Origin of the sequence: Flavobacterium sp. (genome assembly GCF_052437795.1) — a bacterium.
In the GTDB taxonomy this organism is placed as follows: domain Bacteria; phylum Bacteroidota; class Bacteroidia; order Flavobacteriales; family Flavobacteriaceae; genus Flavobacterium.
The window spans coordinates 499,858-522,961 of record NZ_JBQVPA010000002.1; the positions used below are offsets into that span (position 1 = coordinate 499,858).

Genomic DNA, 23,104 nt, shown 5'->3' on the forward strand with positions numbered 1-23,104 from the left:
GGATGTTTATTTAGATTTATTAAGAATAATATTCGATCACAAATATAGATATTATTTAAATTAAGTCTAAATAAAGGAACAGAATTGCAATAAAAAAATAGCGGGATGGTTAATCCTGCTATTTTGATAAAAATTATTCGAAAAAACTAAGGCTATCGTAATAATGGCTTTAAAAAGATGAATTTACTTATCTTTCTTCGCCTTTATCATCATCTCAAGCATATCCCACATCTCTTCAGGTATGGCTTCCAGCAGGTTAAACTGCCCTGCGCCTTTCAGCCATTCGCCACCGTCTATGGTGATCACCTCGCCATTAACATAGGTTGAAAAATCAGAGACCAGGTAGGCCGCGATATTGGCCAGCTCCTGGTGGTCGCCCACTCGCTTGAGCGGCACTTTTTTGGCAAGGTCGAATTTGTCCTTCAGATCGCCAGGCAGCAGCCTGTCCCACGCGCCCTTGGTAGGGAAGGGGCCCGGTGCGATCGCGTTTGAACGTATCCCATATTTTGCCCACTCCACGGCAAGGCTGCGGGTCATGGCCAGTACGCCTGCTTTTGCGGTAGCGCTCGGCACCACATAGGCCGATCCTGTCCACGCATATGTAGTTACAATGTTAAGTATGGTTGATCTTTCCTGCTTCGTATCGATCCAGTGTTTGCCAAAAGCGAGCGTGCAGTTCTTAGAACCTTTCAATACAATGTCGATTATCGTATCAAAGGCATTCGCCGAAAGCCTTTCTGTCGGGGAGATGAAGTTGCCCGCGGCGTTGTTCAGCAGCACATCGGCCTGCCCATATTCGTCAAGCACAGCCTTCAGCATGGCCTCCACCTGGTCGTAATGGCGCACATCACACTGCACGGCAAGGCATTTCCCGCCGGTTTGCTCCTCCAGCTCTTTTGCGGTTCCCTGCAATTTTTCAAGGTCGCGCGAGGTTATGGCTACCTTCGCGCCAAGCTCCATAAAATATTTTGTCATCGATCTGCCCAGGCCGCTGCCGCCACCGGTAACCACAATTACCTTCCCTTCAAGGGCGTTATCGCGAAGCATTTTGTCGGTATAGCTCATAATTCCAGAATGTTGTTTGTTATCGGTAAAGATATAAAATTATTATGCGCGCCTTGTTTTGCCAAATGTATTATCTTTAATGATAAATACCTATGCAATTTACGCAACCGTTCTCACGTTTTGGTATCTGATAAATAAACTTTCTATAAACCAATTAGTTATGAAACAATTTCGACTCCTCTTATTTGGGCTGCCAATAGTGCTGCTCGCTGGCTGCGAAGGTTATGGCGATGGTGACAATGTTGTGCTTACCGACCTACCCCCACAGCAATATGAACCCATCACTATGGACCGCAATGAGTTTGAAGCCGCCGTACAAATGATGCCTGCCCAGGCGATAATAAAAGCGGGTAAGATCTATATTAAGGACGGCTACCTTTTTGTGAACGATGTACACAAGGGATTCCATATTTACGATTACAGCAACCCTGTCAACCCGGTCCCTCTGGGATTCATCAATGTGCCAGGGGCTACCGACCTTGCCGTGCGCGACAATATAGTTTACATCAACCAGGCGACCGATCTAGTTACCATGCAATTTGATACCGGTGCCAATGCCATGACGCTACTGAACAGGAATGAAAATGTATTCCCCTCAATGACATCGCCCGACGGATCTTCTGAGAATGTGGCGAATGATGAAGTTATAATCGGTTGGGAATTGATATAAAAAAACAGCACCATGAAAAATAGAATACTCTTTTATGCAGCATTCCTCTGCCTACTGATAGGATGCTCAGGCGATGGTAGCAGTGATACCGTTACAAATGGCGAAGGCGGGATCGATAAAGGCGATGGACAGGGAGGCTCACTCGCTGTTTTTGCCCTTGTGGGCGACTACCTTTATACGGTAGACCGTACTAACCTCAACGTATTTTCGCTTGCGATAGAGTCGGAGCCCGTTAAGGTAAATACGGTGGGTATAGGCAATGACATCGAAACGCTTTTTGCACGCGATAACTTCCTGTACATCGGCTCTCAGGACGGCATGTACATCTACTCGCTTGCAAACCCCGAAAGTCCTGTAATGGTATCGGCAGTACAGCATTTTACCGCATGCGACCCCGTTGTGGCTAATGGAACACACTCATTCGTTACGCTGCATTCCAATACGTTTTGCGGCAATATGGTTAATGTGCTGAATATCTATAATACTACCGATCCTTCTAATCCGGTGCTTGTGTATACTGAGGAGCTTACGTACCCGAAAGGATTAGGGCTGTATGGCAACTACCTGTTCGTGTGCGATGATGTCATTAAAATATTTGATGTGACCGATCCGGAACATCCTGTAGCGGCCGGAACGATCAATAAAGTGTGCTTTGATGTGATCATTAGGGGTGACGATCTTTTTGCCGTGGGGGAAAATGGCCTGTCACGCTACCAACTGAATCCTACAGACATCAGCAACATTACCTTTAAAAGCGATATTCCTTTTTAAAGGCAGTACAATAAAACTAAAGCCGGTACAGCAATGCACCGGCTTTTTTGTTGTCTATGGCTTGTTGCAAAAAAGCTGCTCCTGAAGACAGAAGCAGCCAAAACAAAACTATGAAAAACACTTTTCAATGAGTTGCACAAGCCTAGCCCTCAACCCTTGTTACATATTCACCCTCTTTTCTTTAGGATAGCGCACTTCGTAGGATAACGACCTTTTTACCGAATCTTTCGGCCTCATGTTCATCTTCCAGGTAAGCAGGCCTTTCTTTTCATCATACTCCGCGCCACCTGTTTTTACCTCTTCCACTTTTATTTCCTTGTTCTGCGATACCGGTATGCGGTCCATCAGCACAAGGTCGATGTCGGTAGCCTTATTGTTACGCACCGTGATCTCATAGTTTTTGGTAATTATGCGGGTGCCTCCCAAGAACGATTTTGCCTTTAGGTTGTCCACCTGCTTGCGTTCTACGATTACGTTAGGGTCAACACCAAGCGATATTACCAACTCTTCGGTGGTTTGAAGCGGGTCAAGGAAGGTCTTGCCTGCAAAGCTGCCCTCAAAGTATATGTTGGCCTCACCCGGCATCAGGTCGAATTTCTCCCAGTCCTTTACCTTCGCGGTAAGGAACACGTTTTCATTGAGCAGCGGAGCGCTAAAGTATTCGTAAGCGGCAGGCATGTCAAACTGATCAATGGTTATCACGGTCACTTCCTGTGTGGAGGCAATGCTGTAAGGCTTGGTGATCTTAAATACGGCATTGGTCACTCCCATTTCTTTTACATCACCGGTAGCGGTTTGCTGCTCAAGGTCGTCACGGCTTAACGTAGTCAAGGAAGCAACATTAGATTTTTCACGTGCTGTTGTACGATACCCTTCCACAACAACAGATTCTAAAAGTTGAACGTCGTCCTGCATGGTCACATTCATCTGCTGGGCATAAATGGGCAGTACCTGGGTTATCATCCCGATATAAGTATAAGCTATGCTTTGCCCCGAGCTGATATTTAAAGTGTAACGGCCGTCAAAGTCGGTTTGTACGCCATTATTCGTACCCTGCTCTATTACATTTACTCCAGGTACCGGCATCCCGGTTTGGTCATATACCACGCCGCTTACCCTCTTCACAGTAGGGTTGTATTTGTAGCCATAGTTTTTGTCGCTTACCGCAGATCTTCTGTATTCCTGAATAAAATTGAGGTATTGCGGCTCAACTGTCGGCTTTATATTGTTCCCGTTGGGATCGCCGGTAGAGAGCGTCACTTTTACATCCGTCCATTCCTCGCCTGTCTGCTGGAATACGTGCGCTTTGTAAAAAATGCTCAGCGGCTGCCTGATGCCTGCGGTCTTGATGTCGTAAATGGGGAACCAGCCGGCCTGCGATACATTGTATTTAGTAATAAGGTTTAACACTACCGGTGTTTGCGCATCGATCTTAACCAGTATCTCGCCGCGCTGTTCGCGGCTCTCTGTCTGCAGTTTGCCCAGCTCCTGCGAGAGGTCATTTATCTCACGGTTAAGCTGCGCGTTCTTTAATGAGGCATCATACATTTCGTTCTGTATGGCAGCGTGCCTTTCACGGTAGTATTTGGCGAAAGCCGTGACCTGTGCTACAGTGAGGCCTTGCTGTTCGCCTTTCAGTGCACGGTTGGATGTAAGCAGTGTCTGCTCTTCCCTAAGTCCGTTGATGAGGTTTTGCACCACCGAGTTCTCCTTGCGCTTTTCGGCCAGCAGCGCCTCAAGCTGTTTTATCTTTCCGGTGTCGGCTTTTTTGTCCACATAATTTACAGCATAGCTTATACTCAGGACAGAGGCATCCTTCAGCCCGCTAACCTGAATGCTGTTCTGGTCGATGAGCGGGGAGAGGCCTGTGAGGTAGACCTCGGATACGCCTTTCGGCAAATTGACCGCCGCTTCCGATGTTACCTGTGCACCGTTTCGGTACACTGTTACTTCTTTAATTGTTGATCTTGGCTTTATCTCGCCCGCAAGTAACAGGGACGGGAGCAGTAAGAATAAAAATAGCTGTCTCATAGTTTTGACGGCCGTATTATATTGGCCTTATAACTACAGAGCACTTTTTTTACCGAAAGGTTGGAACGGTGGGATCTATTTTTTGCCTTCCAGCTCCTGCAGCAGCAATGGAAGTTCAGAGTAAGGGGCAGTATCCACGCTTTCCCAGTCGCGCTTATGCCCGATCATGTATTTTATTGCCCTGATACTTTCGCTTTTGTTGGCTATGAGCAATGCCTTCGCTTTTTTATTGGCGGCATCAAAGTCGGTCGGGTCATAGTACATCCATACGCCTGCGAGCAATTGCAGGTCCGTTTGCAAAAGCTTCTTGCCTTTTAGCTTATCCAAGGCTTTTGTCATTATTGCCTTATTTTCATCCGAGTCGGTAGACTCACCATAATGAACATAATTAGCAAAGATGGCCCTTATGCCATCGATGGGTTCGTAATAGTCGTCCAGCCCTCCACATTCTTCTTCCTCCCAACATTCTTTACACGGCTGAACAATGTGTAAATGGTTCACTTCATCCCATAAGCTGACAAATGTATGATCCCAGTCCCAGCCTTTAGCTTCCCATCTGCCAAGGCCTTTAGATCTGTCAGTCCACGAGAAGCTGAATTGCTGCTTTTCATCTGAGCCGTCCCAAACACCATCCAAAACTATCGTTTTTGTTCCCGATGCCTTTTTTACTTCAAACAGGTAGTCTTCCTGCTGGCCGTAGGATAGCAGATACCATTTGTTCTTTTCTTTGTAAAGCTTCAGCCTGAGGTTCCCACCGTCGCAGGTGTTGTAAACCACCAGGCCGTCCTCCATTTCGGTAAGCTTTGTCCAGTCGGCAGGGATGGAGTTAAGGTCGGCAGTTATTTGGGCAGTGGTATTCAGTGCATTCAGTAACAGGGCTAAAAAGAACAGTTTTTTTATCATGGGGTTGGGGCAATTATATTTTTTGGTTGGAGTTATGACTTTACTTTTCACACAGTTCTTTGGCATTGGTACTTTTCACGCTTTTCACATTGGCAATGGTTTCGGTCAGGAACACTTCGACCTTTGAAATTTCCTGACCGGTGAACTTAGGGGAGGAAAGCCATATGATCATCCCGTCAAGAATGATGGTCGCGTGTACCTGCTGCTCTACATATTCGTCAGTGCCCTTCCAGTCGTGGTGCCACAGCAGGAATGTTTTTCCCGACGGAAGCTTTTTAAGCTGGTATTCGGGCTTCATGGCATCACCCAGGAATTTCCCTTCTTTTTTTATGAACTTCGTCAGCACGGCCGCATCGCTTTTACCGCCGGTCTTTACATATTCGGACTTATTGAGGATATTGTAGTGCAGTGCTGTTTCTTCCACATTCAACAGTTCCGGTACGTCGCTTTCGGCAAGATCGCCGCGCAGCTGCACCGCAAATTTTTTGCCCTTTCCCTTCATGATCCAAAAAGAAGACCCGTCGGTGCATTTCACAAGGTTTTGGGCCGATAATGTACCGGCAAAAAGCAACATCAGGCTATATAAAAAGATCCTTGGCATCTATTTTTCCTTTAGCTTGCTTATCTGCTCTGCAGCAAAGGCTTTCGAGTCGCTGTCGCCGTTCTTCACTATATTTTCGTAATATTTCAGCGCATTGGCCGTATCGCCCTTCATTTTGTAGCAATGCGCTATGTTGCCCTGCACGATCATGTCCGAAGGGTCTATCTTCTCTGCTTTCAGCAGCGGTACCAAAGCTTTGTCGGGCTGGTTTTGCAGCATGTATACGATGGAAAGGTTAGAGAGGCTTTCAATATGATCGGGATAATAGGTAAGTATCCGCGCGGCTATCTGCGCCATATTCGGCAGAAGGCTGTCATCGTTCGTGTTGTACAATTGAAGGACATACGATTGCATAGCTGCTAACATATATTCTTTAGGATCATCAAGTGGTTTGCCGCCGGCCCACAGCCATTTGTTCTTGTTTTTATCTGATCGGTCTATGGTTGCGAGAATGGTATTGGTAAAGCTGTCCCAGTCTTTGTATTCGCCAAGCAGGTGTGTTTTTCCAAACCTCAGGTCCAGCCTGTCCGGGAATTTTGCGATCCCTTTATCAATATATGCAACGGCTTTTTCAACATCGCGTTGGTCGTAACCTATGCTACTGTCCATGTAGCCGGCAATATTCCCTAACGAATCCTTGAGCACCAGCGCGTCGCCTTCGGGTGTTCCTGTTTTCATGGCGATGATCTCCTTACGCCCATGGCTAATGTGGTAGTTGAATGCAGCGATATAATAATCGGGGTCATTGGCTCCCTTCTTTTCCCATTTAGCAAGCAGTACCTGTTGGGCAAGGGTATCTTTTTTTTTGGCCAGGGCATTAAATTCTTCAAGGGTTTGAGCAGATGCCAAAAGCGGCAATAGCGTGAGCAGTAGGCATAAGCGTTTCATACGATCGGTCATTAGGTTGTACCAAATATAGTAAACTTTAGGTGTACTGATATTATTGCAAAAGGAAAAGCCCCTGTAGTGAACAGAGGCCTTCATATCATGATCCAGGTATCAGTCTAATATGTATACTTGCTCAATATCAAATTTACCTTTAATTTGGCCGCTAATGATCTTCTCTTGTCCGGAAACCGCATTTTTGGCTTTAACATCTACAAATTGAAGCATATAATTATTAGCAGTCATTTGGGTCACAATGATCTTACCCGATGTAAAGTCAAACCCTACATTGCCTTCGGCATATGCACCGCCTCTGGTTAGCCCGCTTGCGGTATCCGTCTGGTCAAAAGTGTACGAGCCGCTTGAGTTGCTTTGCCCTTGCGGCAGATTGATATATATTTGTATTTGCTGGAAGCCACTATCATTGGTGCCGTTTCTCGTAAGTTTAAAAAAACGGGTGTCATCATTTTCACCACTCCCTTGTGCAAAGGCAGTGCTCACAACAGGTGCTGTCCCGCCATTGGCAGCAGGCGTAAATATAATGCCGTCCACGGTAATATTCGAATCAAAACCGGTGCTGTCATCGTTACTATCACAGCTTGCAAGTCCCAGGCTAAGTACCGACAATAATAAAAATATTTTTTTCATAGCTTTCAATTTTTGCATTTACACAAATGTAGCAAACAAAGATGATCGATTAATAGCTTTTTGCAATACTATCTTATCATTCATGTCAAAAATGTGATCGGTATGTGGTTTTATATGAGTAAGATACACAATGAATTTGTTGTGTATTATATGCTTCCCGGCTCTTTCTAACATCCGCATACACCTGACGTAATGTTTTAAAATAGTAAAGCCCCTGCATTAGCAGAGGCTTCAGTATAACATTGGTAAGATTATTCTTCCATAGGGTCTACTACCTTGAATTTACCTTTAAACTCGCCGTTTATCATACGGTTATTGGCCATATTGAACACATCGCGGGCCTCAACATCTTCAAATACCAACTTGTAATAGCCATCGGTCATTTCGGTCACGTGTACCGTTCCGCCTGCGATCCCATAGGACATTTCGCCTTCAACATAAATCCCGTTGGCAAATAGGTTGTTCGCTGTTTCACCAATATGGAAAATGTACGAGCCACCTTCATTAGTGCGGCCTTCTTTAAGGTCAAGATTGATATAAATACCCTGGGTTATGGTAGTGCCATTGGTCTTTAAAAGGTTAAGGTGCCTCATGTCCTGTGTTTCGTCAGTGCCCTCCATGTAGTAGGTGAAAAGGCCGTTGGCTGATGGCTTAAAGCTAACATCGTCTACAGTGATCTCAGAGGTCATAATGGTCGAGGCAGATTCATTGTCCTCGCAACCCGTCAGCGTAAGGGCAAGTGCCGATACGAATAAAAATAATCTTTTCATAGCGTTTGTTTTTTTTACAAATATAGCAATTGCATCAATATGCTATGGCAAATGCGATCTTTTGTAATACAATGCGTTCTCAATAGCCGCCTCACTCGCTGTATTATTAAAATAAACGAAAGCCTCATCGAAATTTTGTGCCAATAGCTCTCTGTGCAGCTCGTCAAGGTCTTCTTTGCTATATTCCGAATAAAAAAGTGTCGGGTTGCCGTGCAGGCGTACATAACCGGTCGCTGTTGTTGCTACGATCCCGGTGGGGAGCCTCGGGTAGTTAACGCTGCAAAAAGTTATTCCTGCCTGGGCGAACGCTTCAATGACATCCTGTCGCCACCAGCTTTCATTCCTGAATTCCACCACATTTTTGAATGACACATCCAAAGAACCAATGATCAAGGCAAGTCGTTCTTCTGTATAACTAAAGGAGGGCGGCAACTGGAACAGTACACAGGCAAGCTTTTTGGCCAGGCCTTCCTTTAGCGTGGCATACAGGTCGGCGATCTCCTGTTCGCAGTTATTGAACCTTCTGTAATGTGTGATACCCTTAAAGGCTTTCGCCGAAAAGAGGAAGCTTTCCGGGGTTTTATTGTACCAGTTCTTCAGGGTTTTTACGGTCGGGAACTTGTAAAAGGTACTATTAAGCTCATAGGTGTTAAAGTATTTGCAGTAATGCTGGAACCACCTGCTCTTCGGGATGTCCTCAGGATAAAAAAGCCCTTTCCACGAAGCTGTGTTATAACTGGAGCAGCCAATAATGATATCTTCTTTTTTCATGAGTACGATTTTTGGCAATTGTCACAAAAAAAGCTCCGCCGCTTATTAGTACCGGTATATTCCTTTTTGATGGGCAGGTCGCACCGCGGGCACTTCTTTTTGGTATAGGCTTCCCAATGCTTTTTCAGCTCGCCTTTTTTCTTCCATTTCAGGAAATCGAAAGTGTAGGCGCTCGCTTCGTCGATCAGTTCGGCCAACTTTTTTGCGGGTATTTTCCCCACCTCCGATCTTGGGTGTACCCGCGCACGGAACAGCGCTTCATTCTTTATGATGTTGCCTACCCCGGCAAACACATCCTGGTCGAGCAGCGCGTCGCAGATCATGGTGTTCGGCATTTCCTTTAGCTTGGTTTTCGCTTTTTTAGCATTCCAGCTTTCGTTCATCACGTCGGCGCTCCAGTCATAATGATCGTTCACATCGCCTTCAAGCACTTTAATGTTGGATGTGTAAAAATTAAGCTCCCCACTTTTAAAGGTAAGTCGCAACTTCAGGGGTGTCGTCTTGTGTTCGTCGATGAGGTAGGTCCCAAACATCAGGAAGTGGATACGGACGGTAAACCCGCTAAAGCACAATAACAGATGCTTGCCCCACGTCCGGATCTCCATCAGCTTTTTATGCTCAAGGCGCTCCATGTCGATCGCTGCATTTCCCGATGCGGAAAGTACTACGTGGTTCTCAAACCGGTCTATTGCTTCTTTGGCAATGATAATGCTTGGTCCTTCAGGCATAGCTTTAGTTTATTTAAATTTACGGAGGATTATTTTGTTAATAGATCCGTTTACAGAAGTTTTAACAGCATGCTTGTCCGTCCTCCCAAAATCCTACCTTTGTTTAAAACTAAAAGCCATGAGAGATCTTTTTTTAATGATAATGCTTGTACTTACATTTTCGGCAGGTGCCCAAACCATGCGCGACAAAAGTGGCATCAAGACCGGCGAGGCCGAAAAGAACGGTACGTTTCGCGACAGGAGCGGCATCAGGTCGGGCTCGGCAGATAGTGACGGTACCTTTCGTGATAAGAGCGGCATAAAGATCGGATCTTACGAAAGCGGCACTTTTCGGGATAAGAGCGGTATAAAGATCGGGTCACTGGAAACCGACGGCACCGTGCGTGACAAAAGCGGCACTAAGATAGGTACTATCGAGAAGGATGGAACGGTTCGTGACAGGAGCGGCATTAAGATAGGCTCTGCCGAAGGTGTATCAAAAGAATGGGCTGCGGCCAGGGTCTTCTTTTTTGATCTGTAATAACAATAGATTAGCGTCAGATACGAATACCTTCCGGCTGACGCCTTTGCGATCTGGCGCCTTTGCGTGAAATAAAACCACACATGAAAAAAGTAAGCGAAAAGAAAAAACTGCAGGCACTCGAACTGCTCCAAAGCCGTAACCTGCTTCCTGTAAATAACAATGTCCTGTTCCAATACATGAAGGAAAAGGAAGTGTTTGAAGCACTCCTGATACACGGTGCCGACCCGGACTATTATGACTCGTATTTTAAATATCCCATGCTGTCGGTAGCCTACAATTCTAATTATTTCCAGGCTTTTAAGCTGATGCTGGAATATGGCGCGCATCCAAATGTGCCCTCAATGCTGCGTGCTGAAAAGACCGACCTGCTGTTCGACCTCTTCTTTTCGTACGTACGTAATAAGAAGTATGTGGATGCCCTTGCGAAGAACGGCATTAACTTTAATGTGATCGATCCCCATTCGGGTGGAACGGTGCTGGAATTCATGCTGAGGTATTATCCCATTGCCACCGATGCCATAAGAACGATAGTGGAAGGAGGCGGCGACCCGAATTTCCCGAACAGAGATGGTAAAACTATATTCGACCTTATCGACGGCGGCGAGGTAAAGGTAATTGACCGACTTATGCCAATGCTGGAGGAGCGAAGGAAATAGTTTTAAAACATAACATTGCAACGGTAGGGTATTCATTGGTTTGGCGGTTATTAGGTTACGACCATTAAAACCAACCGATGCTGAATTTTTCCAAACCACTACAGGCGGCAATGCTGTTTGTGTCGCTATTTGCCTTTACCGCTTCCTATGGTCAAAAAGAACTTTGGGGCTATAGGGGCATTCCCGATAATTCTGAAATAATAAAAGTCCCGCTTAATGGTACGAATGCCGATGTGGAAGTGATTCATACCTTTGACCCTTCCGGCATATTGGGCAGGTACCCGCGAAGCATGATGCTGCAGGCCTCCAACGGGAAACTGTATGGCATTGCCGTATCACAGGGAGGGCAGGATATTCCCTGGGGCGTACTGTTCGAATACGACCCTGTTACCGAAGTTTATCGCGTACTGAATATTACTATAGTTAATGGCAACAATGGAAACCTGTACAGTGTCATCGAACCCGTTCCCGGGATGCTTTACGGTATTACCAACGGCGCAAGGTCGATATTCAAATACAACATAGAGACCGAGGAAGCCGGCATTGTGGCAACGATACCGGAATTTCCCTATCAGTTAAGCACACTCCAGCCCCAATTTGACGGCGAGCTGATGAAAGCCTCGGACGGGCAACTTTACATCACGACCTCCATGGCGCCATCTGTGCAAAATGTGCCTTATCCCGGCGGTATCTATCGTCTTAACCTTAACACGCAGCAGCTTACCAAAGTATTCGTTTTCGGGTGGGATGGATCCGATGTACAAGGCCCTATAAGCGGCACGAGGCTCGTTGAAGCTTTTCCCGGAAAGCTGTATGGCACTTCGTGGGGCGGGTCGCACGTTGGGCCTCAGGGTGTAGCCCCCGGTGGCAGCGGTACTATTTTCGAGTACACGATAGCCACCGCCACAATGGTAAAGAAGTTCGACTTTGATTATGCTACCATTGGCCGTGGGCCAAGCCCGCTAATTCTGGATGATGGTAAGCTCTATGGCACACTGGCAGGTTTTCACGATGACAGTACCAACTACCCCAACCGCCGCGGGTCGATATTTACTTATGATGTAGCCACAGGGTCTTTCGCGCTCCTGCATAATTTTGCCGAAGGCGGTGTTGTGAGGCTTCCCCAGCACATGTTGCTGAAGGCTACGAATGGGAAAATTTACGGTCCCTGCCAAAACGGGCATTTTGAGTACGATCCAGCCACAAGCGAAGTGGCATTGAAGACAATGGGCGGCACACAAAACAACTATCAGCCCCTCATTGAGGTATGCCGCAAGCCATCATACCAGCTTCCCGAAACTATGGCATTTACCGTTTGCGAGGGCGAGCCATTCATCTTCGATACCCAAAACAGCAACGCAGCAACCTATGTGTGGCGCAAAGGCTCGACAGTGCAGGCTTCTCAGACTGCGGCGGCATTGAACATTGCAAGTACTTCGATGGCCAATTCCGGCATTTATACCTGTACCATGACCAACGAATGCGGTACAACCATAACCATGCCTGTACAGCTTACTGTTGAGGCCTGTATGGGCGTGAATGACATTGCAGGCCTGATGGGGATAAAACTCTATCCCAACCCGGCAACTACTGTTTTGAACATCCAATTGCCCGAAAATGCTTCTTTCGACGTGCAAAAAATATCTGTAGTGAACATGCTGGGGCAAACGGTTTACGCGGGCAACAGTACAACTATTGATGTAAACACTTTTATGACCGGAATATATCAACTTGTGGTGGCTACCGATAAAGGCAGCTGGAACGGCAAGTTCATCAAACAATGATCCATCCTTATGAAAATAAAATTACTTATCGCCTGCCTCATAGTATCCTGTTCGGTATTCGGGCAATTCATCACCGAATGGAACACTACAGCCTCAACAACCATTACCGTGCCCACCACGGGCAGCGGCTATAACTATACGGCTACCATTGCATTGGTCAGCAGCCCGAACACCGTGATCACAACGCTGAACAATGTAACGGGTAATGCTGTTTTCAATAATCTTGAATATAATACGGACTATCTGGTGAAGATCACAGGTACATTTCCGCGGGTCTACATTAACAATGGCAGTGAGCGTTTTAAACTGAGAAAAATAACACAATGGGGCAATGGGGCCTGGAACAATTTGAACCGGGCATTTTACGGCTGCATGTACCTCAACATAACAGCTACCGACATCCCCAACTTTTCGGGGGTGACGAACATGGCACAGATGTTCCAGTTCTGTCAGGCGCTTAACGGCCCGGCCAACATCGGGAGTTGGAACGTATCTAACGTTACCGATATGAGTAACCTTTTTAACGGCACTACGGTTTTTAATCAAAATATCAGCGCGTGGGATACGGGGGCTGTTACCGATATGACCAATATGTTCGCCAGCGCAACAGCCTTTAACCAGCACATTGGCAACTGGGATGTATCATCGGTAACGAATATGAACTATATGTTCGGTACGGCCACATCCTTCAACCGGGACCTTACGAACTGGAATACGGCTTCGGTTACCAATATGTTCGGTATGTTCCAGGGTGCTGCTGCGTTCAATGGCGACCTGAGTGGCTGGAATACTTCATCTGTAACCGAAATGCAATCCATGTTCCAGGGAGCCTCTTCTTTCAATAAGAACATAGGCAATTGGGATACCGGTGCTGTTACTTCTATGACTGCTATATTCCGTGATGCCGTTGCGTTCAACCAGCCTATTGGCAACTGGGACCTTTCATCGGTCACAAATCTCGGCGGGATGTTCATGAATGCCGAAGCCTTTAACCAGCCGATCGGTAATTGGGATGTAAGCAATGCAGAGACCGCGGGAGGAATGTTCGAAGATGCCACAGCGTTCAACCAGGATATAAGTAATTGGGACGTATCATCGATATGGAACATGATGGGTATGTTCCAAAGGGCAACATCTTTTAACAGGGACATCAGTGGTTGGGATGTTTCGGCGGCATTATATATGGAAGCTATGTTCAAGGACGCCACAGCCTTTGATCAAAACATGGGTGGCTGGGCTGACAACCTAAACCCCAATGTATTGATGAACAGTTTTTTCGGCGGCATATTCGACAACTGCAGCATGAGCGTGGCCAATTATGACGCAACATTGGCCGGCTTCAGCGAAAATGGCCCCAATGGGATCGTGATGGGCGCATTGGGTATGTATTACTGCAATGAGGGAGCGGCGGCAAGGGCCCATCTGGTACTTCCCATAGCCGGCGGCGGCAAAGGCTGGACCATAACGGGCGATACCAACCTCTCGGCATCAATCCCCATACTCGCACCGTCGAACAGCAATAGAATACTTATACCCACCGAATGCAACTATAACTGGGCCGATCCTGCCAACCGTGCCCGCAAAATGCTGACAGTTATTGAAGAGGGCAATGCATTCCTGCCACAATCGGTGGTTATCAATAATAACAGTGTCGGCGCATTGCCCGCGGGGATAACATCGGCCAACAATTACTACCAAAAAAGCAGCGGTCCCAACACTATACGAGTGGGCAACCGCATGGTATCGATAACAGATACGGCAGCCTATACCGAGAATGATGGACTGACAGTGAAGGTATATTACTCGGCAACAGAGTATACCAATATACTGCTTACCCCACCGCCTTCGGGCGAGATCGTAGATGCAGGCTGGTTCCTGTCACAGAATAACACCTCCGGTGGAGTGGTGGGCACAATGTCTGCCAATGCTTATATGCTTCCCGGTGCGGAGAAGATCATCCCTGTAAATTCGGGTACAGAGAACGGCTATGCTTTTGTAGAGTTCAAGATAGCAAAACCAGGCACCATCGGGCTGTATGCAAAGACCACAGAGGGGGCATTGTCTGAAGTGCTTGACATTGAAAGCTTTGAAAAGGCCAATATGATACTCTATCCTAACCCTGTAAAAGGCATTCTCAATATAGCATTTTCGAAAGCAGGAGCTCCCGATGTACAAAGTGTAAGGATAACCAATATGCTGGGACAAGGGGTATATTATGGCAGCAAGGCTTCTTCTATAGATGTGTCAGCATTGACCAACGGTATCTATCATATCAACATCGCTACAGATACGGGCGTTTATACGGCAAAGTTCATAAAGGAATAAATGTGCGGATCTTTGGTTCGCAGCATATTACATTGAAAGTATTTTCTTTTATTTGCAATGTAACCGGACGGCTTACCCGTCTTAATATAGTTATATGGAAGCATTGCAAAATAGGACGGTCAAAAAGACTACCTGGATATTGCTGGCATTTATTGCCGCTAAGTTCATATTGCAGTTTACCCTCATCAACCCGGATTACGACCTGCACCGCGACGAATACCTGCACCTGGATCAGGGAGATCACCTTGCGTGGGGCTACCTTTCGTTACCGCCGTTCACTTCCTGGCTATCCTGGCTAATAAAGTTTATGGGCGGTTCTGTGATCGCTGTAAAGTTCTTTCCGGCACTGTTCGGGGCGCTCACTTTGCTTGTAGTTTGGAGAACTATCGAAGAGCTCAGGGGTAGTCTCTATGCTTTAGTGCTTGGTGCTGCCTGTGTGCTGCTTTCGGTATTGGTGCGCATCAATTTCCTGTACCAGCCCAATTCGGCCGACATACTCTGCTGGACGGCCGTCTATTATTTCCTTATCAAATATATCAATAGCCAACGCCCAAAATGGTTATTCTGGGGTGGGGTGGTGTTTGCATTGGGCTTCCTGAACAAGTACAACGTCGCCTTTTTGGCATTGGGGCTGCTCCCGGCATTGCTCATTACGGGTCAGCGTAAGATGCTGGCCAAAAAGGAATTATATTTAGCTGCCATACTGGTCTTTATCCTTATTTTGCCTAACCTCATTTGGCAGTATGCCAACAACTTCCCGGTAATACATCACATGAAGGAACTGGCCGATACACAACTTGTGCATGTAAGCCGCTGGCTGTTCCTCAAAGAACAGGTTATATTCTTTATCAGTGCACTTCCTGTAATTATGTCATCGTTGTACGCGTTGCTGTTCTACAAACCATTCGCGCAATATAGTCTGTTCTTCTGGTCATTCGTAGCAACATTGGGCATGTTCATGTTGTTCAGGGCAAAAGGTTATTATGCCATAGGGCTGTATCCCGTATACATCGCTTTCGGTTCGGTTTTTTTGGGTAACGTGCTTAATGTAGGTCTCAAAAGATCCCTGAAGCCGGTTTTTGTGCTTATCCCTGTACTATTTTGTGTAATGGTGTTTAAGATCGGCTTTTCGATAGAAAGTCCGCAGCAGGTAATGAACAACGATACTGCTTACCGCGACATAGGCATGCTGCGCTGGGAAGATGGCAAAGACCACCAGCTCCCTCAGGACATGGCCGATATGCTGGGCTGGAAAGAGCTTGCCGCAAAAGTTGATGCTGCCATAAGCCAATTGCCTCAGGGGCATACACTGGTGGTGTGTGATAATTACGGACAGGCCGGAGCCATAAATTATTACAGCGCGAATAAAGACATAAGAGCGGTATCATTCAATGCCGATTATATCAATTGGTTTGAACTGGATAAGTCCGTATATAACCTGATCCGCGTGAAAGAGCTGCAAAACAAGAAAGGCGAACTGGAGGAGACCGCCCCGTTTTTCGAAAAAGGGTTCGTGTCTGATTCGGTGGCCGATCCGCTTGCCAGAGAATACCGTACCACCATATTTGTGTTCAGCAGGCCAAAATTCGATATCAATGCACGTCTAAAGGCTGATATCGCTGAAGAAAAGTGGGACTAAGCACGCGGATACGCACTGTAACATAAAATAGTATTAAACTGCCTGAAAAACTTGTCAGGTTACAGGCTTTCTCACTATTTTTACGCCTCAATTTACAATTATGGCATCAGGTTTTTTTGCGATCTTGGACGACATTGCCGCGTTGATGGACGACGTGGCTGTAACTAGTAAGATAGCGACACGCAAAACGGCGGGCATCCTTGGCGATGACCTTGCGGTGAATGCAGAAAAAGCAACAGGTTTTTTAGCCTCTAGGGAACTTCCCGTACTTTGGAAAATAACCAAAGGCTCGTTCCTGAACAAGCTCATGATCCTTCCGGTGGTTTTCCTGCTCAATTATTACCTGCCGGTCGCCATTACTTATGTCCTGATAGCCGGTGGTTTTTACCTCGCCTACGAAGGCGTGGAGAAGATAGTGGAATACCTTTTTCACCGAAAGCACCATAAAGAAGGTGAAGTGGCCGAAGTAGTTGCTGAGTCACAGGAAGTACAGCAGGCATCGGCTGATGAGGAAAAAGCCAAAGTACGCTCGGCCGTTATTACCGATTTTATCCTTTCGGTAGAGATCGTGATCATCGCGCTGTCAACGGTATTGGAAAAAGACCTTACAACACAGATCATTACAGTATCAATAGTGGCATTGCTGGCAACCGTTGGCGTTTACGGGCTAGTGGCGCTCATTGTGCGCATGGACGATGCAGGTTTCAACCTGATAAAGCGCAGCAATAACAAAGGCTTCCTTGGCGGATTGGGCAACCTGTTGGTAAAGCTGCTGCCTATAGTGATCAAGATATTAGCTGTTGTAGGGACTATCGCATTGCTTTTGGTGTCTGGTGGACTGTTCGCTCACAATATCTATTTCTTCCACGAGCTGCTGCCGAACATCCCTGTAATGCTGAAGGAATTCGTAATAGGCCTTGCGGCAGGTATTGTTGCAGTTATAGTGGTGATGGCAGCTAAAAAGGTCGTAGGACTTTTCAAAGGAAAGCCTGCGCAATAAGTCTATTGCCATCCATTTTCGAAAGGGATGATGTCCTGCAGCTTTGGCAACGGCCTTATCAGGTCTTTTGTTTTTTCATTCCTGGATATTTCCCCGGTCTCATATAATTCCTCCTTATAAAAACGTTCTCCCGTTGACAGGTTAAAATCTTCGCTGTATATTTTCCCGATGCCATCACTGCTTGCATAGGTATAGCCTATAAGCTCGAAGTTGCCGTTCTGGTAGCGGAATTTGTATTCATAGTGGCCGCGAAGCAGTGAATTACTTACAATAAGGATCCCTTTTTTAATTTCTACGCCATCAAAGCCATTTCCGGTCCTGTAACCATCCCTTCCGTCAGGATATTGCGGCTCGATCAGCTGATCTGACGAAACCACTGGCTTATAACCACCACCTTCAAGGCCAAAAAGCACTTGTATCCTGTAAGGCCCCTTGTCGTGAACGCTATCCTGCCTTACGGTAACCAGGTCCTCAATGCCGTCTTTGTTGAGGTCGCCTGTAGCTTTGGAAACCGTGATATTGAAGTTTTGGGCTAAGCATGGAAGTCCTGAACAACATAAAAGCAGTGTAAAGAACAAGCCTTTTAAGGGAAGGCTGCCGGTAAGTGTGAATTGCAAATTTTTCATTTTCTATGTTATTACCAAAAAAACTTGGAATGCTCAATGCTTTTTGAATCCATGAATGTCGCGAAGCGCGAAAAGGCATCATTTGTTGAAAATCCAGATCTTATGGCTTTCAACAGTCCCGGCCGGTCATTATGCTGTAAGTCAAAAACATCATAGAGTTTTTTGATCTCGTCCGGTCCCACAGTAATACAATATTCATAATCATCTTTTCCTTTCAGGTCTTCTACAACGGAGCCGAAGTCATAACCGTCCAGCATCAATTTGTCTTCATCGGTGAAATATAGTTTAATGGACACCGTTAAGCCGGGACTCTTTTGGTAGTAAAGGGTTATTTTTTCCATGCCAGAATTTGATTAAAAGAACAGATCCCTCGTATAACAGGAAGGATCTGTTGTCGGGATGACTGGATTCGAACCAGCGACCCCTGGCACCCCATGCCAGTACGCTACCAGGCTGCGCTACATCCCGATCTTATTATAAGTAAGGATCGCAAATATATTCGTTTTCCCGAAAAATAAAGCCGTTGCGGGCAAATTATCGCTTTACGAATTTTATCCGCCAAACACCTTTTTCGGTCGAAATGGATGCAATGTAGATACCGGCAGCGAGCCCTGAAACATCAGTATCGGCAGTTGTAATTTCAATGACCTTTTGGCCTTGCAGGTTAATGACCTGCCCCGATAGTATCCCGGATTCCGGGTAGATTAAAAGTTTATCACCTACAGGGTTGGGGTACAGGCTAATGGTGATGCTCCCTACAGGGATATTGTTATCCATCGTGCTAAATGCGATACACTCCGATGTGGCTGTGCATTCGCCATTGGTAACTTGCACGGCAAAATTCCCGTTCGCCTGTGGCATAAATGATGCATTTGTCGCACCTTGTATCACACTGTTGTCAGCACAGTCTATCCATTGGTAACTCTCTCCTGTGGCAGCAGTTACCAGTGTCCCTTCCAAAATAGCTACTTCAGGCTGTACCATGATGATCAGTGTCATGGGCTGCGTCTGAGTACTCCCGCATTCATTGGTGAGTTTAGCCCTCCATGTGCCGGCATCGCCCTGGGACAGCTCGTCGAATAAAAGTACAGTGCCTGTTTTTGAGGGGTCGGCAACATCATCGTGATACCAGGTGACCGATCCTGCATTATTACTTTGAAGGTCGTAGCTGAAGGAGCTGCCTTCGCACAAAGGAACTGTCAACAATGGGATATTTACATACGATGGCCTGCGGCATACTGCAGTAAGGGACGGGTAGTCATTAGCCGCTCCGAACTCGATAGAGAACCTTCCTTTAGGGAGAATAATGCCGGTCTCAATGTCATATTCAAAAATACCGTTCCTGGTTGTGCCGTACAGCTTTCCGTTAGTTCCGGCAATCAGTGAAGACGGATAGATGCCAACCTCCATGAACCAACTGCTTTCTATCAGGAAATCGTATTTTTTTATGAAGATGTTGGTGGCAGGGTCAAATTCATAAAGTATCCCGCCGCCACCGGAAAGGTTGTTCTGGGGAAGTCCTCCGGCCGCATAGCCATAAAATTTGCCATTTGAACCCTTTACCATGTAGGGTGACTGTTTCCCCATAAGCCCGCCTTCGAAGTCATGCTTTTTTGTATAGGTGTTCGAAGCGGGGTCATAGCTGTATATGGCACCGTTATTGAATGTACCCCCCTGTCGGGTAGTGCTGTATAGCACATTATCGTGTACAACAAAATCACTGTTGTAACGGTCGCCTTGCCCGAGGGAAGCACAGGGCGCTATATACGGGGTGGTAATACTACCCGTTAAAGGGTTTACTTTTACAATACTGCCTGTCATGGGTATGGCAACAGGGCATTGCGAGCGTTCGTGGGTGGATCCGTATAAAGATCCGTCTTCAGCTTTATAGAGCGATCCGGCAAGGCGCATGCCCCATGTATTACTTCCGGAACCGCCTATGAACTCGGGTAGTACCCCTACCGATGCAAATGTATTTGTTTGTATGTTGTACGAAAAAATGCGGTCGCTGTTTCCCATACGGATGTTGCTGTAAATGATGCCCGGAGCAGCTTCTGTAAGTCCTCTTCGTCCGTCGCCCATCGGCATTACACCTTGCAGATCGGTATTGGTAGCGGTGAATTCCCTCAAGATGGTAAATTCATTGGTAGTCATGTCATATTCATACATGACCCCGCTGGAATAGGTGAAGTCTACCGATGTGCCTATCGTACCGCCCGATGTTGTTACACCATACAGTTTATTATTAGACAAAGCTAAAAGAGCCCCCGGGCTATAGCCGTCAAGGCCGTTAAAATGGTGCATTATGCTAAGGTCGCTGCCATCGGCACCGGAACGGAAAATGTAGCCATAGCCATATTGTCCGCCGTTCGCCACCGTACCCCATATTTCCTGTTGGGCCTGGGCATTTAGTGAAACAAAGCAAAGTAATAATGCCCAAAAGTAGTATTTTATCATTCGTCAGCCTGTTTAGTTTACTAAACAGATGAAAGCGATCTTACCCTAAGGTTAAGGCACATTATTCCTCCGCCCCGATCCTGTAAATATCGGCAATGTTCTTCATGATCTCCCTGAAATCGATAGACAGGTCGATAAGTGAACCGCTATGTATGTCGAAGATCCACCCATGCACGGTAAGCCCCCTCTCAGAAATGGCTTTTTGAACTTCGGCCGTCTTGATCACGTTGATGCATTGCTCCTGTACATTGAGCTCTACCAGGCGCTCGTATTTGCGTTTTTCGTCCTCAATGGCGTTTATCTCTTTGCGGTGCAGGCGGTATACATCACGGATGTTGCGCAGCCACGGGTTGAGTATGCCAAGGTCCTGGTTTTGCATAGCAGCGAGTATGCCCCCGCAGCCGTAGTGGCCGCAAACCACCACATGGTCTACTTTTAGAACGCCGACAGCATAGTTAATCACTGACATCACGTTAAGGTCGGTATTAGGCACAAGATTGGCAATGTTGCGGTGCACGAACGCCTCGCCGGGCTGCAGGCCCATAAGCTCTTCAGCGGTCACGCGGCTATCAGAGCAACCTATGTACAATAGGGCGGGCGACTGGCCTTTTGACAGGTTTTCAAAGTAGTTAGTGTTGCTGTCAAGCTGTTGCGCTACCCATGCCTTATTGTTCTCAAAAACTTTTTTAATGTCCATGTTTTAGTTGTTTACCCAAAAATAATGATTTTTGTGCAACACCTTGCTTAGTGATAGTAATAAGCAAAAAAAAGGGCTGCCTTTCGGCAACCCTTTGGTATCGCTGTGCGATATGCTTATTTTTTTTCTGCCTGTTTTTGGGCATCCTCAATCATTTTCTCGTTCGCGGTAATGGCAAACTCCACGCGCCTGTTCTGACGCATACCTTCGGCAGTTGAGTTATCTGCGATCGGGTCGGCTTCTCCACGTCCTAATGTAACGATCCTGACTGAGCTTATCCCTTTTCCGGCAAGATATGCCTTAACCGATGCAGCCCTTTGCTCAGACAGCTTTAGGTTATAGTCGTCTGCGCCGCTGCTGTCGGTGTATCCGAATATCTGGATGTTCGTATCAGGATATTCGTTGAATACCGGTACAAGCTTGTCAAGGTTAGCTTTAGCTGTAGATGTAAGTGTAGATTTATTGAGATCGAAGTTCACCGAGTTCTCACCCAAAGTGATCTTGATGCCTTCGCCCACCCTTTCAACCTCAGCACCCGGAAGCGCCTGGTCTATTTTCTGGGCCTGCTTGTCCATCCTGTTCCCGATAAGCCCACCGGCCGCACCACCTACTACACCACCAATGATGGCGCCCAGGGCCGTGTTACCGCCTTTGCCTACGTTATTGCCAAGCACACCGCCGATAACCGCACCCGATGCCGCGCCTATGGCTACGCCACGCTGTGTATTGTTTGTGTTTTTTACCGCATCACATGAGGTAAAACCGATGCTGAACATAAACGCCGCAGCAATGGCATAGATCTTAGTTGTTTTCATAATAGTTTATTTACTTTGTTTTATTGAATTATTTACATTTTAGAGAATTGGTAGGTCACCTCTACATTCTTGCCGCCAACATCCACGTTGTCGATAAGCTGGAATGAGCTCTCGGTCTGGTTCCTCATTTGCAGGAAGTAGCCTTCACTTACGCGTTTGGCTTTCTCGCCATTGGTGATCTTAAGCGTAAATGCACCTTCCTTCGTCACCGTCCATACGATAGGGCTGCTGAAAGAAGGGCAGTTGGCTTTGCTTATGCTCATAGAACCCTTGTTGTTGTTCGGAACGAAATTCCACGAACTGCCTTCAAGGCATTTTGAGTCGGCAATGTCAAAGGAAGTTACTTTGATGTACTCCGATCCCGGATAAGTCACACTTGTAATGGTCCAGTTACCTTTAAGTCCGGTTTGGGATTTTGTGTCTAAAGAGCCGCATGATGCCAATGCCATCACGAACAGGCTTAAGAAAAGGAATTTTTTCATAATCAATGATCAGGTTTAAAGTTCAGATTTTCATGTTTCGGTGAATAAAGTTACTATGTTTGATGCATACTTTACAACTATTGAACCGATATTTTAACAGGAATTGCTTTATTTTTATCGTAAATAGCGAGTTAGCGTGAAAGGAAAGTCTGAATTTTTAAGGAATTAGCGTTGGCATAATGACATAAATTGCGGCATATTAATGTTTTCTTAAAATTATTTTCTTTAACAGTTGGTTGGAATGTCAATTTGTCACC

Annotated in this window: 23 protein-coding genes and 1 tRNA gene; 8 read left to right on the plus strand and 16 right to left on the minus strand. The window is 46.4% G+C overall.

Annotated features, from left to right (window positions below; translation table 11 throughout):
* Positions 1-183: 183 nt before the first annotated feature.
* Positions 184-1,065, minus strand: coding sequence for an SDR family oxidoreductase (locus ACT6R0_RS09080; RefSeq protein WP_444652558.1), 882 nt, complete (start codon positions 1,063-1,065; stop codon positions 184-186).
* Positions 1,066-1,225: 160 nt separating this feature from the next.
* On the opposite strand from ACT6R0_RS09080, the gene ACT6R0_RS09085 reads away from it, so the two are divergent.
* Positions 1,226-1,735, plus strand: a complete 510-nt coding sequence (locus tag ACT6R0_RS09085) for a hypothetical protein (protein ID WP_444652557.1) — start codon at positions 1,226-1,228, stop codon at positions 1,733-1,735.
* Positions 1,736-1,747: 12 nt separating this feature from the next.
* A complete protein-coding gene (locus ACT6R0_RS09090; RefSeq protein WP_444652556.1) occupies positions 1,748-2,506 on the plus strand; it encodes an LVIVD repeat-containing protein in 759 nt (252 codons plus the stop codon).
* Positions 2,507-2,665: 159 nt separating this feature from the next.
* On the opposite strand, the gene ACT6R0_RS09095 is transcribed toward ACT6R0_RS09090, so the two are convergent.
* From ACT6R0_RS09095 to ACT6R0_RS09130, 8 genes are all read right to left on the minus strand, one after another.
* Positions 2,666-4,537 carry a mucoidy inhibitor MuiA family protein gene (locus tag ACT6R0_RS09095; RefSeq protein WP_444652555.1) on the minus strand — a complete coding sequence of 624 codons (1,872 nt, stop codon included), beginning with the start codon at positions 4,535-4,537 and terminating at the stop codon, positions 2,666-2,668.
* A 75-nt stretch (positions 4,538-4,612) separates the two neighbouring features.
* Positions 4,613-5,440 carry a hypothetical protein gene (locus ACT6R0_RS09100; RefSeq protein WP_444652554.1) on the minus strand — a complete coding sequence of 276 codons (828 nt, stop codon included), beginning with the start codon at positions 5,438-5,440 and terminating at the stop codon, positions 4,613-4,615.
* A 40-nt stretch (positions 5,441-5,480) separates the two neighbouring features.
* Positions 5,481-6,041: a hypothetical protein gene (locus tag ACT6R0_RS09105; RefSeq protein ID WP_444652553.1), complete on the minus strand. Its 561-nt coding sequence runs from the start codon at positions 6,039-6,041 to the stop codon at positions 5,481-5,483.
* Positions 6,042-6,929, minus strand: coding sequence for a tetratricopeptide repeat protein (locus ACT6R0_RS09110; protein ID WP_444652552.1), 888 nt, complete (start codon positions 6,927-6,929; stop codon positions 6,042-6,044). It abuts the gene before it with no gap.
* Between the two features lie 111 nt (positions 6,930-7,040).
* A complete protein-coding gene (locus ACT6R0_RS09115; RefSeq protein ID WP_444652551.1) occupies positions 7,041-7,574 on the minus strand; it encodes a hypothetical protein in 534 nt (177 codons plus the stop codon).
* 251 nt (positions 7,575-7,825) lie between these two features.
* On the minus strand, positions 7,826-8,344 hold the full coding sequence (locus ACT6R0_RS09120) for a hypothetical protein (RefSeq protein WP_444652550.1): 519 nt from the start codon (positions 8,342-8,344) through the stop codon (positions 7,826-7,828).
* Positions 8,345-8,386: 42 nt separating this feature from the next.
* A complete protein-coding gene (locus tag ACT6R0_RS09125; RefSeq protein WP_444652549.1) occupies positions 8,387-9,115 on the minus strand; it encodes a DUF72 domain-containing protein in 729 nt (242 codons plus the stop codon).
* On the minus strand, positions 9,112-9,843 hold the full coding sequence (locus ACT6R0_RS09130; RefSeq protein ID WP_444652548.1) for a DNA-formamidopyrimidine glycosylase family protein: 732 nt from the start codon (positions 9,841-9,843) through the stop codon (positions 9,112-9,114). Before ACT6R0_RS09130 ends, ACT6R0_RS09125 begins: the two co-directional genes overlap by 4 nt.
* 118 nt (positions 9,844-9,961) lie before the next feature.
* Between ACT6R0_RS09130 and ACT6R0_RS09135 the strand changes: the two genes are divergently transcribed.
* From ACT6R0_RS09135 to ACT6R0_RS09160, 6 genes are all read left to right on the plus strand, one after another.
* Entirely contained in the window at positions 9,962-10,363 is a 402-nt protein-coding gene (locus tag ACT6R0_RS09135; RefSeq protein WP_444652547.1) for a 5-fold beta-flower protein, read from the plus strand.
* An 83-nt stretch (positions 10,364-10,446) separates the two neighbouring features.
* A complete protein-coding gene (locus ACT6R0_RS09140; protein WP_444652546.1) occupies positions 10,447-11,022 on the plus strand; it encodes a hypothetical protein in 576 nt (191 codons plus the stop codon).
* A 77-nt stretch (positions 11,023-11,099) separates the two neighbouring features.
* Positions 11,100-12,806, plus strand: coding sequence for a T9SS type A sorting domain-containing protein (locus ACT6R0_RS09145; protein WP_444652545.1), 1,707 nt, complete (start codon positions 11,100-11,102; stop codon positions 12,804-12,806).
* Between the two features lie 9 nt (positions 12,807-12,815).
* Positions 12,816-15,131, plus strand: a complete 2,316-nt coding sequence (locus tag ACT6R0_RS09150; RefSeq protein WP_444652544.1) for a BspA family leucine-rich repeat surface protein — start codon at positions 12,816-12,818, stop codon at positions 15,129-15,131.
* A 94-nt stretch (positions 15,132-15,225) separates the two neighbouring features.
* Positions 15,226-16,770, plus strand: coding sequence for a glycosyltransferase family 39 protein (locus ACT6R0_RS09155; protein WP_444652543.1), 1,545 nt, complete (start codon positions 15,226-15,228; stop codon positions 16,768-16,770).
* A gap of 100 nt (positions 16,771-16,870) precedes the next feature.
* Positions 16,871-17,770: a DUF808 family protein gene (locus ACT6R0_RS09160; protein WP_444652542.1), complete on the plus strand. Its 900-nt coding sequence runs from the start codon at positions 16,871-16,873 to the stop codon at positions 17,768-17,770.
* Positions 17,771-17,772: 2 nt separating this feature from the next.
* On the opposite strand, the gene ACT6R0_RS09165 is transcribed toward ACT6R0_RS09160, so the two are convergent.
* From ACT6R0_RS09165 to ACT6R0_RS09195, 7 genes are all read right to left on the minus strand, one after another.
* Entirely contained in the window at positions 17,773-18,396 is a 624-nt protein-coding gene (locus tag ACT6R0_RS09165; protein ID WP_444652541.1) for a hypothetical protein, read from the minus strand.
* Positions 18,397-18,407: 11 nt separating this feature from the next.
* Positions 18,408-18,737 carry a hypothetical protein gene (locus ACT6R0_RS09170; RefSeq protein ID WP_444652540.1) on the minus strand — a complete coding sequence of 110 codons (330 nt, stop codon included), beginning with the start codon at positions 18,735-18,737 and terminating at the stop codon, positions 18,408-18,410.
* Between the two features lie 53 nt (positions 18,738-18,790).
* Positions 18,791-18,864 (minus strand) — tRNA-Pro (locus ACT6R0_RS09175).
* A gap of 66 nt (positions 18,865-18,930) precedes the next feature.
* The gene (locus tag ACT6R0_RS09180) at positions 18,931-20,853 is read right to left on the minus strand and encodes a choice-of-anchor tandem repeat GloVer-containing protein (protein ID WP_444652539.1); all 1,923 of its coding nucleotides are present in this window, start codon (positions 20,851-20,853) and stop codon (positions 18,931-18,933) included.
* 61 nt (positions 20,854-20,914) lie between these two features.
* Positions 20,915-21,550: a carbonic anhydrase gene (locus ACT6R0_RS09185; RefSeq protein WP_444652538.1), complete on the minus strand. Its 636-nt coding sequence runs from the start codon at positions 21,548-21,550 to the stop codon at positions 20,915-20,917.
* A gap of 116 nt (positions 21,551-21,666) precedes the next feature.
* Complete coding sequence (locus ACT6R0_RS09190) at positions 21,667-22,365, minus strand: OmpA family protein (protein ID WP_444652537.1); 699 nt, start codon at positions 22,363-22,365, stop codon at positions 21,667-21,669.
* Between the two features lie 32 nt (positions 22,366-22,397).
* A complete protein-coding gene (locus ACT6R0_RS09195) occupies positions 22,398-22,847 on the minus strand; it encodes a lipocalin family protein (RefSeq protein ID WP_444652536.1) in 450 nt (149 codons plus the stop codon).
* Positions 22,848-23,104 lie beyond the last annotated feature (257 nt).

Coding starts and splice junctions, on each gene's coding strand:
- ACT6R0_RS09190 (WP_444652537.1), bottom strand. CDS start 22,365: ATGAAAACAACTAAGATCTATGCCATTGCTGCGGCGTTTATGTTCAGC.
- ACT6R0_RS09080 (WP_444652558.1), bottom strand. CDS start 1,065: ATGAGCTATACCGACAAAATGCTTCGCGATAACGCCCTTGAAGGGAAG.
- ACT6R0_RS09165 (WP_444652541.1), bottom strand. CDS start 18,396: ATGAAAAATTTGCAATTCACACTTACCGGCAGCCTTCCCTTAAAAGGC.
- ACT6R0_RS09150 (WP_444652544.1), top strand. CDS start 12,816: ATGAAAATAAAATTACTTATCGCCTGCCTCATAGTATCCTGTTCGGTA.
- ACT6R0_RS09130 (WP_444652548.1), bottom strand. CDS start 9,843: ATGCCTGAAGGACCAAGCATTATCATTGCCAAAGAAGCAATAGACCGG.
- ACT6R0_RS09160 (WP_444652542.1), top strand. CDS start 16,871: ATGGCATCAGGTTTTTTTGCGATCTTGGACGACATTGCCGCGTTGATG.
- ACT6R0_RS09100 (WP_444652554.1), bottom strand. CDS start 5,440: ATGATAAAAAAACTGTTCTTTTTAGCCCTGTTACTGAATGCACTGAAT.
- ACT6R0_RS09145 (WP_444652545.1), top strand. CDS start 11,100: ATGCTGAATTTTTCCAAACCACTACAGGCGGCAATGCTGTTTGTGTCG.
- ACT6R0_RS09095 (WP_444652555.1), bottom strand. CDS start 4,537: ATGAGACAGCTATTTTTATTCTTACTGCTCCCGTCCCTGTTACTTGCG.
- ACT6R0_RS09125 (WP_444652549.1), bottom strand. CDS start 9,115: ATGAAAAAAGAAGATATCATTATTGGCTGCTCCAGTTATAACACAGCT.
- ACT6R0_RS09105 (WP_444652553.1), bottom strand. CDS start 6,041: ATGCCAAGGATCTTTTTATATAGCCTGATGTTGCTTTTTGCCGGTACA.
- ACT6R0_RS09180 (WP_444652539.1), bottom strand. CDS start 20,853: ATGATAAAATACTACTTTTGGGCATTATTACTTTGCTTTGTTTCACTA.
- ACT6R0_RS09085 (WP_444652557.1), top strand. CDS start 1,226: ATGAAACAATTTCGACTCCTCTTATTTGGGCTGCCAATAGTGCTGCTC.
- ACT6R0_RS09135 (WP_444652547.1), top strand. CDS start 9,962: ATGAGAGATCTTTTTTTAATGATAATGCTTGTACTTACATTTTCGGCA.
- ACT6R0_RS09185 (WP_444652538.1), bottom strand. CDS start 21,550: ATGGACATTAAAAAAGTTTTTGAGAACAATAAGGCATGGGTAGCGCAA.
- ACT6R0_RS09155 (WP_444652543.1), top strand. CDS start 15,226: ATGGAAGCATTGCAAAATAGGACGGTCAAAAAGACTACCTGGATATTG.
- ACT6R0_RS09140 (WP_444652546.1), top strand. CDS start 10,447: ATGAAAAAAGTAAGCGAAAAGAAAAAACTGCAGGCACTCGAACTGCTC.
- ACT6R0_RS09195 (WP_444652536.1), bottom strand. CDS start 22,847: ATGAAAAAATTCCTTTTCTTAAGCCTGTTCGTGATGGCATTGGCATCA.
- ACT6R0_RS09120 (WP_444652550.1), bottom strand. CDS start 8,344: ATGAAAAGATTATTTTTATTCGTATCGGCACTTGCCCTTACGCTGACG.
- ACT6R0_RS09115 (WP_444652551.1), bottom strand. CDS start 7,574: ATGAAAAAAATATTTTTATTATTGTCGGTACTTAGCCTGGGACTTGCA.
- ACT6R0_RS09090 (WP_444652556.1), top strand. CDS start 1,748: ATGAAAAATAGAATACTCTTTTATGCAGCATTCCTCTGCCTACTGATA.
- ACT6R0_RS09110 (WP_444652552.1), bottom strand. CDS start 6,929: ATGAAACGCTTATGCCTACTGCTCACGCTATTGCCGCTTTTGGCATCT.
- ACT6R0_RS09170 (WP_444652540.1), bottom strand. CDS start 18,737: ATGGAAAAAATAACCCTTTACTACCAAAAGAGTCCCGGCTTAACGGTG.